Source organism: Dickeya fangzhongdai, from assembly GCF_002812485.1.
Taxonomy (GTDB): domain Bacteria; phylum Pseudomonadota; class Gammaproteobacteria; order Enterobacterales; family Enterobacteriaceae; genus Dickeya; species Dickeya fangzhongdai.
This window is the reverse complement of the sequence record NZ_CP025003.1, coordinates 105,369-119,053: the sequence shown is the minus strand read 5'-3', so window position 1 is coordinate 119,053 and position 13,685 is coordinate 105,369. Positions and strand designations below refer to the sequence as shown.

Genomic DNA, 13,685 nt, shown 5'->3' with positions numbered 1-13,685 from the left:
TCCTGACATGAGCGCCAGCACTGGCGCCACTGGCAGCATACCGCCCGCTCCCGTTTATTCATAACGTATCGCATCACCCGGTTTCATCATGATGACGCGCCGGGATGGGATCCAGGTAGCGAGTGCAACGATGAGCATGATAAATAAAGCAACGCAGACAAACAGCAGCACAAAATGACCCCTGCCATCGCCTAAAGCACGGTTAATTCCGGGAGCAGCCAGCAATGCCAAGGGTAATCCCAGTATCAAACCAGCAATAAGCTGGTTCACCCCTTGTAACATCAACATCTTAAGCAAATGGCTAGGGGTCGCTCCCAGTACCTGCCGGATGCCTATTTCCTGAGTTCGCTGGCTGATTGCGTTTTGTGTCACGGCATAGATACCGCTGGATGAAAGTACTATTGCAATAATCCCAAACAGCATGAATAAATTAGCGACGAACCTGACACCAAGCGTATTTCTTTCAAGCACATTGTTTAACGTTTGGGGCTGCGCCACCGGCATCATGCTATCAACGTTATATAACGCGAGTTTGAGCTTCTCAGGCAGGGAAGAAAGATGCTCTGCCTTAAGCATGATAGTCATCATGGGCGTGGGCCGTTGTAATAGCGAACGATAGACTGTTGAACGGTTTTTAAACGCACTAAACGGCCTGCCATGTACAACATGGGTTACAACGCCGATTATTGTATACCAACCAGACTCTTCCTCGTTTCTAAAACGGACGCGTTTGCCAATCGCACTTTTTCCATCAGGCCAATACTTCCTGGCCAGCGACTCACTGATTACAGCGACGGGAGGCGATTTTTCATTATCTAATGCTGAGAATTCACGACCATAAATCACCTTGACCCCCATCCCTGCAAGGCTTCCCGGCATGACTTGCACATCATTCACCATGGGATAATTCTCATCACCACTACTCCCATCTTCTCTGTTTTCAATGAGAAGCTGATGAGCAGCCGTGAATTCCCCCGGAGCGCTTGTGGTAAGCGATTCGGCAGTTATGTCAGGTATATCATGTAATTGTTTAGATAATTTCAGATAAAAATCACGCCTGCTTTGTGCATTCGGGTAAATATCTTTATTAAGGTTGACGCGAGATATCAGGTAGCCATCAGTTGCTACCCCATAGTCTGCATTTTTCGCCTGTGTCACTAAAATTAACAATAGGATACTAATGCACAAAATTGAAAAAGAGAGTGCCACCTCAATAACAACTAATGAACGTCCAGCCTTACTGGTTCGATAACCGGGTATGCCACGGGAGCCATCCCTTAACGCTTGAAAGAACTGACCATTAGCGATTTTCCAGGCAGGTAATGCACCGGTAATGAATGCGGTGACAATCACTAAAATGCCCGCATTCAAAATCATGCTGCCGTCAAGCGACAAATGCCACCAGGATGGCACACGATTAGGAACAAAACGGGGAAATATCGTATTTGTTAAATCCAATCCCCAAGCTGCAAGCAATACCCCGACAATGCCAGCCAGGATACATATAATTAAGCTCTCCCATAACATCTGCATGATCAATCGAATCATAGGTGAACCTAAAGCGACACGCACTGCAATCTCTCTCGTACGCTGATGAGAGCGGGCTAGAAGCAGATTCCCCACATTACAACAGGCTAATAATAGAACAAATGCTACAGCAGATAGGGTAATAAGAAACACCTGAGCAGTATCATCACCCATAAAGCTGACTTGAAATGAAAGTGCTATCGCTGAAATACCTTTATTACTTTCCGGATATTTATCAGCCAGCCTTCCCATTACGGATGCAATTTCCTGATTAGCCTCATCTAGGGAGAATCGAGGATTTAAGTGAGCATAAACATAAACCTCTGGTGCCTGATTTCTCAGAGATAAAGATTGTAACTTTATTTTTGATGGTAACCACAAGTCATGGAAAAATGGAAATGCGAATCCTTTAGGCATAACACCAACAATATAAGTACGCACACCATTTATCTGTATCGATTGGTTAAGAATGTCTCTTCTGCCGTTAAAATAATTTTCCCATAGGTCATAACTAATTACCGTAACAGGTACTGCTCCAGACAGCATATCGTCATCATTCAAAACCCGCCCCATTAATGGCGAGACCCCCGTATAATCAAACATCTGGGGTGTACTGAGAATACCTATATACCTAGCAGATCTTTTTCCATCATTAAGATCCAAATACTCGGCATAAAAATACCCGACATCTTCTACCTTGGTCAGTTGACGAGAAAGCTCTGTATAATCAAGAAAATTCAAGCCAGAGTCATCAAGACTCACGCCACCCACATTCGGCGTCACCATCACCATGCCTTCCCCCTTCGGATACGGCAGGGTTTTGTACATGATGGTGTTGATGACGGAATACATATACAGCGCCAGCCCCAACCCGCAGGCCATCACGGTAATGGTCAGCACGCTGAATCCGGGGCTTTTGAGCAGCAGACGCAGGGCGTAACGGATATCGAACCATAAATTCATCGTGTTATACCGCCTGACGCAATTGTCCGTTTTCGCCATCGGCCACCACCTGCCCGTCAGACAGCACAATGGTGCGCTGGGCGCGCATGGCGGAACGCGGGTCATGGGTAACGATACAGATGGTCGCGCCGTCCTGATGCAGTTCATCCAGAATATTCATTACCGCTTCGGCATTGGCGGAATCCAGGTTTCCGGTCGGTTCGTCCGCCAACAGCAACGACGGCTTGCCGACAATGGCTCGCGCCACCGCTACCCGCTGTTGCTGACCGCCGGAAAGCTGTGACGGGTAATGGCGCACCCGGTGCGACATGTTGACTTTTTCCAACGCCTGGATGACCCGCGCTTTCTGCTCCGATCGCGACAGGTCATTACGGTAAGTGAGCGGCAACGCAACGTTTTCCGCGATAGTCAGGTCGCTTATCAGATTAAACGACTGAAAGATAAAGCCGATTTCCCGGTTACGCAGTCGAGCCATTTCCCGGCGGCCGATGCGTTCAACATCCGTGCCGTTCAGCCGATAGCGCCCTTCCGTTGGCGTATCCAGCAACCCCATGATGGACAGCAGCGTCGATTTCCCACAACCGGACGGCCCCGCGATAGAGACGTATTCTCCCGAGTGAATAGAAAGGTTTATCTTGCTAAGGGCATGCGTTTCAATTTCATCGGTAAGGAAGATTTTATGCACATTATCAAGTTGAACCAGCACCGTCATGGGAAATCCTCAGTGTATAAATAGAGTCAGCCTTCCTGAGGCCGAGGGTATCTTACAGGCAGCAGGCCACTCACTTTTATCTCTGGTTTTAAAAATGTGTCCAAAATACCTCCACCTGTCCATGACGACGCCTCTTTCCTTCTGCTGACCAGCTCTCCATGCCGTTTCCCGTTCATCTGCGTCATACCGCACGCGCACGGTCTTCGTAAACGCCGGTGCTGCGTCTTTTTCTAACAGCACAAATCATACCAATTACATCCTGATCACGGCCGGCACCCGATGCGTACGTCGGCTTCCTATCGGCACGGCGTGTCGTACCCCCAGCCCGTGGCAGGGTAGCGCATCAGGATTGTCATTTGCGAGACGAAAAATCCCATGTTCGGCACAGACCGATCCCATAAATGGGACGAGTTACAGGTAGATGTAAGTATTTCCCTTGAAAAACAACCCTTCACAACATGGCACACAATTTGCGTTAGACAGATCGCACATCTGACCAAAGGACAATAATTAACCACTGACTTCGCCGCTGTAAGGATTTTTGGATTTAGCTGGACCAGACACGGGGAATCTATTTTTTGGGATGACACCATGAGCTTACAGAACACCTACGCCCATACGTTGGATAATGATATTTTCAACAACAACCTGATTCAGGATATGTACCGCCGTCACCCTAATTTGAGAAAAACGCTCGCAGCCAATAATAAAGCCACCAGCCTGGCGGGAATTATTGACTATATCATCGACAATATCGGTAACAATATTACGCTGGAAGATCTTGAAGACGTCAGTGGTAAATCAAAATTTGATATTTGCCGTCTTTTCAATCAGGTCTATAACATTACGCCGATGCGCTGGATTTGGCGTGTACGCCTGACGCTGGCAAAAGAGATCATTCATATTTCGCCCAACTGGTCGCTCACCGATATTTGCTATGCCTGCGGTTTTTCTTCGCTGCCGCACTTTTCCCGTTGTTTTACCAAGACCTACAACATTCCGCCGCTGAAGTATCGCAAAGCGGTTTCGCAGGAACGGGAAAACGAACAGCCGCGCACCCTGCAAAACATGAGCTTCGATATTATTTTCGGCAAACAGCGTCATCTGTTCTCGCGTCACGTGCTGCTGGATAATATCCAGAACCTCTGTAATTAAACCCCCGATAGAGCCCGCCGTCACCGATGGCGGGCTCGGCTGATGCGCCAACTCTCTGCAATATCATGCCCGCTTTGACGCCACCGACATCGGACCGTACCGCGACGGCTCCGCGCCATCAGCCATTATCGAATGCTGAATGAGTGGTGGAATCTGTCTTTCAGTTCCCGCTCCGGCGTCAGATAAAAACGACAGAATGCGTTGATGTACCTGGGGGCTGCGTAAAATCCCCAGATGGCCCAGCCCGCGGGTATAGAACACGTCGCTGCGGGCAAACGCCTGGTGGATCTCGTCCGCCACCTCCGGACGGACGCGCACATCCTGCCAGTCATGGCAAATCAGCGCCGGGCAGTCGAGCGTGCGGTAGAGCGCCTCGCCGACCTGATCGGGATGAAAACCAAAGCGCTGCGCATAAATCGCTTTCATGGGCGCCGCCAGCGACGCCGACACCGAAGCGCCCGCCAGAAACCGGTCGATCATCTTGCCGAAATTGTCCGGGCTAGCCAGCAACACCAGCCGCTCCGCCGCCAGTCCCTGCGCCAGCGCCAGGCTACACACCAGGCCGCCGCTGGAATGCCCGACCACCGCACAGAACGGTCCGTAGCGCTGCCCCAGCCGAATAATCAGGCTGGCCAGTTCATAGTTGGACACCCGCTTTCCCTCAGACAGCCCGTGCGCCAGCAGATCCGGCATCACCACGCCGTATCCCTGCGCTTTTAGCGCCTCGCACAACGGCCGGAACATGATGCCGCGGCCCTCCCAGCCATGTACCAGCAAGACGGTTTTTGCCGGCGTATCCGCAGGCGGCGGCACCCAGCGAAACACATACACGTTCTGGTGTTGAAAACAGACCGTCTCCTGCCGAAAGCCGGCCAGATATTCGTGGTCCATCTGCTTGTAAGAGATGTAACGCGTGGTTTCAAACAGATGCAGCAGATAGCGCGCCGCCAGATGCAGCGAACAGCGCTCCAGCAACCACAAATCCGCCAAACGCAACGCGCGGCACAGCCGGATGTAATGCGTTTCCGGCTTAATCCGCACTTTAAGCAGCAACGACGGGCGACGCCCGAGCTTCACCAGCACACGGTAGTAGTTGTACTGGACGAGCGTCGCCAGCCACATCAAGGGGTAGCACAGGCTATACAGCAGCATCCCGTTCTCCCAGCGCGCTGGCCAGCAACCGGTACTCACGCAGGAACACCGCGGCGTACAGCAGGCTGAACGCCACCATCAGGCCGGCAATCGCCTGCACGTCGTTAAGGTAGCGATGCGCGATCAGCGCGACCGCCACCATCAGCAGTTCCAGCATCAGCGTGAAAATCAGCACCCGCTTTCCCCGCTCCATCTGTTCCAGCAGCGTTTGCAGCGCCGCCACCAGCGAGGTGAGGAAGAATGTCGGCAGCAACAGCAACAGTAACGTCTGGCTGGATTGCCGGATCGCCTCGTCATTGGAGAACCCGGCCAGAATGCCGTCGCGCACCCAGCATACGCCGGCAGTCAACGCCAGATAGGCCAGCACGATAAGCCAGACGCCATTGTTCAGCAGGCTCGCCAGCAGCGGCGCGGCATGGGTTTTGAGGCGCTGGTTCAGCAAAATGGCGATGGCGGAGCCGGTCGCCACCGCCGGAATGATGAAGAACGCCCGCAGCTTTATCACGATCAGGAACGCAGGCAAGAATCCCGCGCCCAGCGCGGCCACCAGCGGAAAAATCACCATCGAACTGAGGAACACCACCAGCATGGAAAAGCCTACCGGCAACCCGGCGTTGGTCAGCAAGGCCAGCAGGCGAGGCGCGAACGCCTGCGGCCGCTCATCCGGCACCGGTGTGGCGACCCGGCGCAGCGCCCGCGCCGCCAACGGCAGCAGCACTAGCGCCGGAACGCTGTTTGCCAGCAGCACGGCATCAAAACCAAGCCGGTAGACGTGAAAACCCAGGTAACAGCCCGCGGCGTTCAGCAGCACATAGCCGCACATCAACGTCATGGCCGGCACGGTTCGCCCCTGTCCGCGCAGCGCCGCGTTGCACATTTCCAGCGCCAGAAACGGCGTCATCGACAACAGATACCCCGGCGCGGCGCTCTGCATCCACGCCAGATCAGGGCTGTTCATCCAGCCGGACAGCGGCGATGCCAGCACCCGGCACAGCAACGCCGCCAGCGCCGTCGTCAACACGCCGGCGCCGGCGAGCCACAGCGTACTGTGCCAGATGCGCTGTCGCGGCCAGTCATGGCGGGAGCGGGCGCTGAACACCTGATTCGTGATCGCCAGACATTCCAGAATGGCGATAAACAGGAAGTTGAACGGCTGCAAAAAGGAGAGCGTCAGCAGCGTCTGGCTTTCGGTACCGTTGCCCAGAATCGCAATCTGCATATTCTGAGACAGCGACACCACTACTGCGGTCACCATCATCGGCCAGGCCAATGCCATGATCTGCCGCATATCCCCACTCGCAGCCGGGGCAGCTCTGGACATCACACGCGAGATCAGGCTCATCGTCCTATCCTTTTCCGTATTCAGGCCGCCGCCAGACAGCTCGCCTTGCCATAGACGCTGTAAAGCATCATGGAGAAATAGGACAGGCTATGGGTGTTGCCCAGCAGGAAACCGTGTCCGCCCATCATCTTTTCCGCTTCATTGTTAAGCTGGGTGATCTGGTAGTGATCATCCTCCAGGCCGGCCAGGTCGCCCTCCTGCAAACGCTGATACTGTTGCTCCAGCAACAGCGCCGCCTTACCGGCCACGTCGGCGAAACTGGCTTTGATCAACTGATGGCGGGTGGTTTTGGTGCCAAAGCTGTTGCGGCTGGACAGATGCTGCCAGCTCATGGTCTGCATGCGGGCCAGCACCCCCAGACGAGCGGCGCACACCAGTATCGGGAAACTGGCCGGCAGCGTCAGGGTATCCGTACCGCGCACCGCATCCAGACCGAGGTGATTCAACACCCGGTCAAACAAGCGCTGCGGCTGGTCGGCGTCAGGCAGGCTGCTGATTTCCTGAATCTGATACCCAATCGGATGAACGTACTGCGCCGCTCCCGACGACGGTTGCAGCAGACAGGCCAGCGCATCGGACAACGGCTGCTCCCGAAAAACGTCCCAGACCTGCTTGACGCGTTCAACTGACATGCCGTACCTCCTGCAATACATTGGCGTTCAGCCAGCTAATCAGACTGCCCACGGTGGTGAAGGCATCCATGTTGATTTGGTCAGGATCGAACAGTAGCCCGTCGATGTTATCTTCAAGCGTCAGCAAAAATTGCACAAACATCACCGAGTCCAGGTCGAGGTCATGATCAAAATCCGTTTTTTCATTGATCTTGATGTCGTCATTCTCCATGACTTCGCGTAACGCCTGTTGAATAGTGATTAATAACGCAGACATGTCTGTCTCCTGTTTAGATATCAATTTGCTGTATCAGCGCGCAGGAAAGCGTGACCCCCATTCCCATCGAAAAACAAAAATAGTTTTTCGCGCGACCGGTTGTAGTTTTCATTAGTGAAGAAAAATTAAATAAAACGTCTGAACAATACAGATGCCCGTAGTCAGAAACCTGCCGGCTGAATAAGCGATCGCCCATATTCAGACGTTGCGCCACCTGACGTAATAACGGGAAATTAAGATTGCAGGGAACAAAATAGTCCATCTCATCCATGCCGATACCGCTGTCCCTGACGGCATCGACAATAAAACGGCACAATTCATCCAGCAGACAACCATTCAATTCGGCTTTTTCCTGCCGGGTCATGTTGCTCGGATTGTTATAAAAACGGCTCAAATGTCTGACCGCCGTAAACGTCACCTGCCACGAACTGTTCGCCGCATTGAAGAGCGCCGCCACCGGCAGCTCCCCCTGTACGCCGACCGTGAAGCGGTTGATTTCAGGGTGAAACGCCTTCTCCCCCGTCAGCAACAGCACCGGCGTATTCCGACGCACCGCGCTGTGCCGCACCAGATGCAACGCCGACAGCGCGCTGGCGCAGTGATTCAGACCCAGCGTCGTGACGTCCCAGTGCCCCAACCGCTGGCGCTGCAGGATGTCATCCAGCCAGGGGCGGTCAAAAAAGGTGTTATGCGTCTGCGTTTTGGCATAGATCAGCAGCCCTTCCTGCGAAGGCAGCGTCGGCCAGCTCTCAATCAGCCCCGCCACCACCGACTCCAGCATCGCCTGATGGCTGTCGGGGCGCATCGGCACCGTCTTTAGCTGATACAGCTTTTCCATCATGCGGCGCTGCCCTTCCCGCAGCTGATGCGAATCCCCCAATTCTCCCAGGGGAAAACGCCGGATGCGTTCCGGCGCTTCATGATGAATGTCATTCAGGCAAAACATGCCGGTTTCCGATGAAGTTCGCACGGCTACCGTCCCCATGTCGCACAAACGCTCATGACGCTAATGCTCATGACGCTAATAGTGAAGCTATGTCGCAGCGACACCGTTCATGACCCATGATCGAACACAGTCAATCTACAGACACTTTGCCAACAAACGAGTTTTGTTTTTATCCGCAATTGCCGCCGCCTTGTTTTCAGCACGCTTTTATCTCGAAAGTGGGATTAATGCGCTAAAAAATGGGATTGTGCCGGCAAAACAGCGGAAAAATCGGTTTGATAATGGGACAACAAAGAAAAGCGCGCGGGAGACTCCCCGCGCGCGTTATGCCGACTGTCTCACCCCACCAGGCTGGAAGGCGACTGTTGGTACTGAATGACGCTCGTCAGTTCGGCGATCCCCGGCGCTTTCAGCATGCTGTAGTGGTCCGCCATCAGTTCCAGCACCGTGGGCGGCAAAGCGGAGAACCCGCCGTGATTCTCGATGAACGAGTAATCGTCGCCCTGCGCCTTGATGATGGTTACCGGCGCGTTCAGTTGCCGTTGCTGTAGCTCGCTGAAGGTGTAGGAGAACTCGAAGGTCTGCGCCACAATGCGGGTGATCCGCCGTACCAGCCCATCATCCAGCGCCGGGTTGAGCTCGGTGATAAAGGCCACAAAACTCTCCTCGTCGCGTACCGTTTCCAGACAGCGCGCCAGCGCCGGGTCGGTAATACTGCCGATAAATACCGAGAACAGGATGGTCAGATAACCTGGATTATCGAAATCCGCCGTACGGCTCATGGCGGCCACCCGCTCATCGCGCAGCTTCGGCGAACCGGGCGCCAGCAGATACAGGTTGTCCACCACCTCGCCCGCCTGCTCCAGTTGCCAGGCGGTTTCGAACGCGACGCGCGCGCCGAAAGAGTAGCCCCACAGCGTATAAGGCCCGTGCGGCTGGTGCTGGCGAATCAGTTCAATGTCTCTGGCCGCCATCTCGCCGATGGTAGCATAAGGCGTCTCGCCCGGATTGATACCATGCGCCTGAATGCCAAAGAACGGTCGCTCCGCGCCCAGTTGACGCGCCAGCAACCGCAGGTTCATGCAGTAACCGCCCAGCCCCGGCCAGCAGTAAATTGGCGCCTGACGCCCTTTGGGCTGCAACTGTACCAGACGGGATACCGGCTCCTGACGCGCGCGGCTCAGCCACACCGCCAGTTTCTCAACGGTGGGCGCCTGGAACAGCACCTGCAGCGGCAGGCTGGCGTTCAGCGTCGCGTTCAACTCATTGATCAGGCTGACGGCGATCAGCGAATTACCGCCCGACTCGAAGAAATTGTCGTCCACCGATACCTCCTCGCGTTTCAGTTTCGCCTGCCAGACCGCCATAATCTGCTGCTCCAGCGGGTTACGGGGCGCGACGATCGTCTTGTGCTTCAGCTCGACATTAATATTCGCCAGCGCTTTCATGTCGATTTTGCCGTTTGCCGTCAGCGGCATTTCATCGAGAATCAGTACCTTGTTTGGCATCATGTAATCCGGCATGAACGTCGCCAGATCGTCACGAATCATCTCCGCCGGCCCTTTCATGTGTACGGCGTCTTCCCGCATGCCCTCGCTGTATTTCTGCTCGTCGCTGATGCGCCCGCCAATAAAGAAATAATACGGTCCGGTGCGATGACCGAGAATGTGCCAGAAGCGGCGGGCGGCGGGCAGATCGTTGCCGGTTTCCGAGCTGTAGCCGGAAGACATCAGCCCGAAATTCAGCGGGTTCATCTGCAGGCGTTGCAGTTTACGCCCCACATTCACGTAGCCGGCCCAACCTTTGGTCCGGCTGGCGATACTGATGCCGAACGACGAGCGCTCATACACCGCCTGATTGATGGCGATAACATGTTTCTTATCAATAACGTCATTGGCAATGTGCTGCAGATCGCCGTGAACGTAGCGATAAGTCCCCACCGGCAGATCGGCGATGTTCGCGCCGGCGGTCTGCACATAAATATCCAGATCGTCATCCGCCGGCAGACGCGGCCCGCACAGCACATCACAGGCTCCCAGATAGTCATCGTCCGGATTCATAGCCAGCGGCGCCGGGTCCAGCGCCGCTGCGTCGCACAGCGTCACGCCCAAACCGTAATCCGGCAGGATGTTATCCAGCATGCCGATGATGTGCCCCATCTCCATTTGCAGCACTTCCCGAATGTTATTTTTGTAGATGGGTTCGATGGCGCTCTTCTTGCCGACAAAGTGCAACCGCAGGCTGCCCGGCGTCACCGAAATCTGCTCGCTGACCCGAATCAACTGGTGATGCACCGGCTGGTAGTAATAATGTCCGGCGGCCAGCCCGGCCACGTCGTTCAGTTCCAGAAAAACCTGCGTGGCGTACAACGCGCCCGGCGAAGCGTAGGTATATTTGGGCAGCAGCCGTTCCGCGCTGGCGAACTGACCCAGATAACGCAGCCAGTGCCCCAGTTCGTCCAGCGTCAGGGCATCCGGCTGGCGGGAAATGGCCGTCAACAGCGGTTCGTGCAGCAACGAGAGAATGTCGTTACGGCTGACGGCGCCGCCGTCGTAAAACCGATAGGTTTTGCGGGCGAACGCGGTGAGGCGCTGTTTCTCATCCGGCTGTTTGCCTGGCAAATCGAGGGTATACGGCTGGCTGGCGGCCGGAAATTCCCGGCATCCTTTATTGGCCAGCTGCATCATGACCTGCGCCTTATCGGCTTTGGACTGATGATGCGAACCGTGATTGCCCTGATCCATCAGCGCCGCTTCGCGGGCATTCAGTTCAATAAACGAAATCAGGTTCTGATAGCCGGTGAACGGGTCGTTCCTGACGATCACCGCCGCCGCTTTCACCCAGTCATGGGTTTCGATCGCCGAGCGGATCTCATCCAGCTCGACGCGATAACCGCGCAGCTTGACCTGATTGTCGGCACGGCCGGCGTACTGGACCGTGCCATCGTGATTCCAGCTGGCGATATCGCCGGTCCGGTATAAGCGCTGTCCGGAGCCGGCCGGCGCAAACGGATCGGTAATGAAACGCTCGGCGGTCAGGTCATCACGATTCAGATAGCCTCTCGCCACCCCGTCGCCGCCGATGTACAGCTCCCCGGTCTGCCCGACGGCCACCGGCGTCAGGCAGTTATCCAGAATGTAATAACGGGTATTCGCCACCGGCGCGCCGATGGACAGCGTATCCGGCCCCTGCTGCACGCTGGCGGGATCAACCCGGAAAGCGGAACTGTTGATGGTGCATTCGGTCGGGCCGTACAAATTAACGAGTTCGCAATCAGGCAACGTCTCCAGACACGCCTGCGCCAGGTGCTTTTGCAGCGCTTCACCGCCGCTGAAAATCCGCCTCAGCGCCGGGCAGTCAGTCAGGCGTTCGGTATCCAGCAGCGCCTGCAGCAACGTCGGCACGCACTGCAACGTCGTCACCTGATACTCCGCCAGCATATCCACCAACTGCTCCGGGTTACGGTATACGCCCGGCTCGCCCATCACCACCCGGCAACCGCAGGCTGGCGACAGAATTTCCCACTGCGCCGCATCAAAGCTCATCGGCGTTTTCTGCAGAATCACCGTCTCTTCATTCAGCCCGAAGGTTTGTGCCAGCCAGTTCATCTGATTCAGCACGCTATGATGTTCAATCATCACGCCTTTCGGCTTGCCGGTGCTGCCGGAGGTATAAATCACGTAGGCCAGATGATGCGGTGCGATATCGTTCGCCGGCGCGTCGGGCAGAGGGTGCGTGTGCTGATGCAGAAACGCATCGACATCGTCCGGCGTCACCACCTGAATTCCCGGCGGCGCCAGCGCCAGCAGCCGCTCACGCAAATGCGGCTGGGTAACGATGATACGGGTTTGGCTGTTCTCCAGCATATAAGCCAGCCGATCTTCCGGGTATTCCGGCGACAACGGCAGATAAGCATTGCCGGACAGCAGGATCCCCCAGGCGCCGGTCATTAGTTCCAGCGATGGCTCGACAAACAACCCTACGCAGCGCTCGCGTTCCGTCTCCAGCGCATTCAGGTAGTGCGCCAGCGCGCCCGCCTGCCGGTAGAGTTGCCGGTAACTCAGCGACCGATCGCGGAACACCACCGCGGTCTGTTCCGGATGGCGTTGCGCCCGGTTTTTCAGCCGTGCGGCGACCGTCGTTTCTCCGTCCCACGCCCGTTCGGTCTGGTTAAAAACGTGCAGCACGCGTTGGCGTTCGGCGTCGTCAATCAACCCGATATCACGCAGCGTTTCCACACCGGTTTTCGCCGCGAACGTCGTTATCTGATGCCATACCTCAGGCAGTTTTTGCATCTGCGTCGCGTTGAAACGAGCCGGGTTAAACCGCAACGTCAGCACTAACGCCTCTTCATGGCTGGCGACATGGCATGTCAGCGCCCGAACCGGCTCGTTCTCCACTGGCGGCTGCCAGGATATTTCCAGGTCAAAAATATCGTGGAGCGCATGTTGCGTGCCCAGCTTCAGCACGCTGACGCCCACATCATTTTTCTGACGAATAGCGTCCGGCGTCATCCAGGTTATTATTTCGCGGGTAAAATCGGCAATCGGCGTGGCGCTATTAAGCCGAACATTCAGCGGGAGAATATGTTGACGAATATGTTCGTCATCTTTCCAAAAGGCTATTTCCTGTGGATGCAAATGAAAACCGACGATCATTTCTTCATTCTGGGTAATACGCGATACCGCCAGCGTCAGAGCAGAAAAAAGATAACGAGCCAGGGAGATATCGTCATGATCAGGTAATAATCCTTTATTCAAAACTAATACCGGGTAATTGAATGCGTGATTCGAGATGTTATCCATTACAATCCTCGTGCATGAATCAATAAAAAATAAATCGAACGGTTTTATTTCAGGATAAATCGCCGTACATAGGATTTGACCCCAGACTCCAGTCTTCAGGTCAAATCCATTTTCCGGGCAATAAAATGACTAAGAAAACTCAGGTATACTCGTCATACTTCAAGTTGCTGGTGCGTTGGCTGTCCTCGTTCACCC

General features: G+C 55.0%; 9 protein-coding genes. 1 reads left to right on the top strand and 8 read right to left on the bottom strand.

What is annotated here, in order from left to right:
- Positions 1-54: 54 nt before the first annotated feature.
- Together CVE23_RS00505 and CVE23_RS00500 are read right to left on the bottom strand one after the other, a co-directional pair.
- The gene (locus tag CVE23_RS00505; protein WP_038920612.1) at positions 55-2,490 is read right to left on the bottom strand and encodes an ADOP family duplicated permease; all 2,436 of its coding nucleotides are present in this window, start codon (positions 2,488-2,490) and stop codon (positions 55-57) included.
- Between the two features lie 4 nt (positions 2,491-2,494).
- Positions 2,495-3,202, bottom strand: coding sequence for an ABC transporter ATP-binding protein (locus tag CVE23_RS00500; RefSeq protein ID WP_038663661.1), 708 nt, complete (start codon positions 3,200-3,202; stop codon positions 2,495-2,497).
- 591 nt (positions 3,203-3,793) lie between these two features.
- Here CVE23_RS00500 and vfmE point away from each other — a divergent pair.
- A complete protein-coding gene (gene vfmE, locus CVE23_RS00495; RefSeq protein ID WP_038663664.1) occupies positions 3,794-4,357 on the top strand; it encodes an AraC family transcriptional regulator VfmE in 564 nt (187 codons plus the stop codon).
- A 63-nt stretch (positions 4,358-4,420) separates the two neighbouring features.
- Here the strand turns inward: vfmE and CVE23_RS00490 are convergent, their stop codons facing one another.
- The 6 genes from CVE23_RS00490 to indC all read right to left on the bottom strand — a co-directional run bounded on the left by CVE23_RS00490 (position 4,421) and on the right by indC (position 13,490).
- Complete coding sequence (locus CVE23_RS00490; RefSeq protein ID WP_100848655.1) at positions 4,421-5,509, bottom strand: alpha/beta fold hydrolase; 1,089 nt, start codon at positions 5,507-5,509, stop codon at positions 4,421-4,423.
- Positions 5,496-6,851: an MATE family efflux transporter gene (locus tag CVE23_RS00485; RefSeq protein WP_100848654.1), complete on the bottom strand. Its 1,356-nt coding sequence runs from the start codon at positions 6,849-6,851 to the stop codon at positions 5,496-5,498. The genes CVE23_RS00490 and CVE23_RS00485 overlap by 14 nt, the downstream gene beginning before the upstream one ends.
- A 20-nt stretch (positions 6,852-6,871) precedes the next feature.
- Positions 6,872-7,483, bottom strand: coding sequence for a VfmB protein (locus CVE23_RS00480; RefSeq protein ID WP_038920615.1), 612 nt, complete (start codon positions 7,481-7,483; stop codon positions 6,872-6,874).
- On the bottom strand, positions 7,473-7,739 hold the full coding sequence (locus tag CVE23_RS00475) for an acyl carrier protein (protein WP_174213724.1): 267 nt from the start codon (positions 7,737-7,739) through the stop codon (positions 7,473-7,475). The genes CVE23_RS00480 and CVE23_RS00475 overlap by 11 nt, the downstream gene beginning before the upstream one ends.
- Before the next feature lie 13 nt (positions 7,740-7,752).
- Entirely contained in the window at positions 7,753-8,709 is a 957-nt protein-coding gene (locus CVE23_RS00470; RefSeq protein WP_225622625.1) for a 3-oxoacyl-[acyl-carrier-protein] synthase III C-terminal domain-containing protein, read from the bottom strand.
- Between the two features lie 314 nt (positions 8,710-9,023).
- Positions 9,024-13,490: an indigoidine synthase IndC gene (gene indC / locus CVE23_RS00465; protein ID WP_100848653.1), complete on the bottom strand. Its 4,467-nt coding sequence runs from the start codon at positions 13,488-13,490 to the stop codon at positions 9,024-9,026.
- Between the last annotated feature and the right edge of the window lie 195 nt (positions 13,491-13,685).

Bases quoted from the DNA above. Each gene is read 5' to 3' on its own strand.
- CVE23_RS00505 (WP_038920612.1), bottom strand. From the start codon at position 2,490: ATGAATTTATGGTTCGATATCCGTTACGCCCTGCGTCTGCTGCTCAAA.
- CVE23_RS00500 (WP_038663661.1), bottom strand. From the start codon at position 3,202: ATGACGGTGCTGGTTCAACTTGATAATGTGCATAAAATCTTCCTTACC.
- vfmE (WP_038663664.1), top strand. From the start codon at position 3,794: ATGAGCTTACAGAACACCTACGCCCATACGTTGGATAATGATATTTTC.
- CVE23_RS00490 (WP_100848655.1), bottom strand. From the start codon at position 5,509: ATGCTGCTGTATAGCCTGTGCTACCCCTTGATGTGGCTGGCGACGCTC.
- CVE23_RS00485 (WP_100848654.1), bottom strand. From the start codon at position 6,851: ATGAGCCTGATCTCGCGTGTGATGTCCAGAGCTGCCCCGGCTGCGAGT.
- CVE23_RS00480 (WP_038920615.1), bottom strand. From the start codon at position 7,483: ATGTCAGTTGAACGCGTCAAGCAGGTCTGGGACGTTTTTCGGGAGCAG.
- CVE23_RS00475 (WP_174213724.1), bottom strand. From the start codon at position 7,739: ATGTCTGCGTTATTAATCACTATTCAACAGGCGTTACGCGAAGTCATG.
- indC (WP_100848653.1), bottom strand. From the start codon at position 13,490: ATGGATAACATCTCGAATCACGCATTCAATTACCCGGTATTAGTTTTG.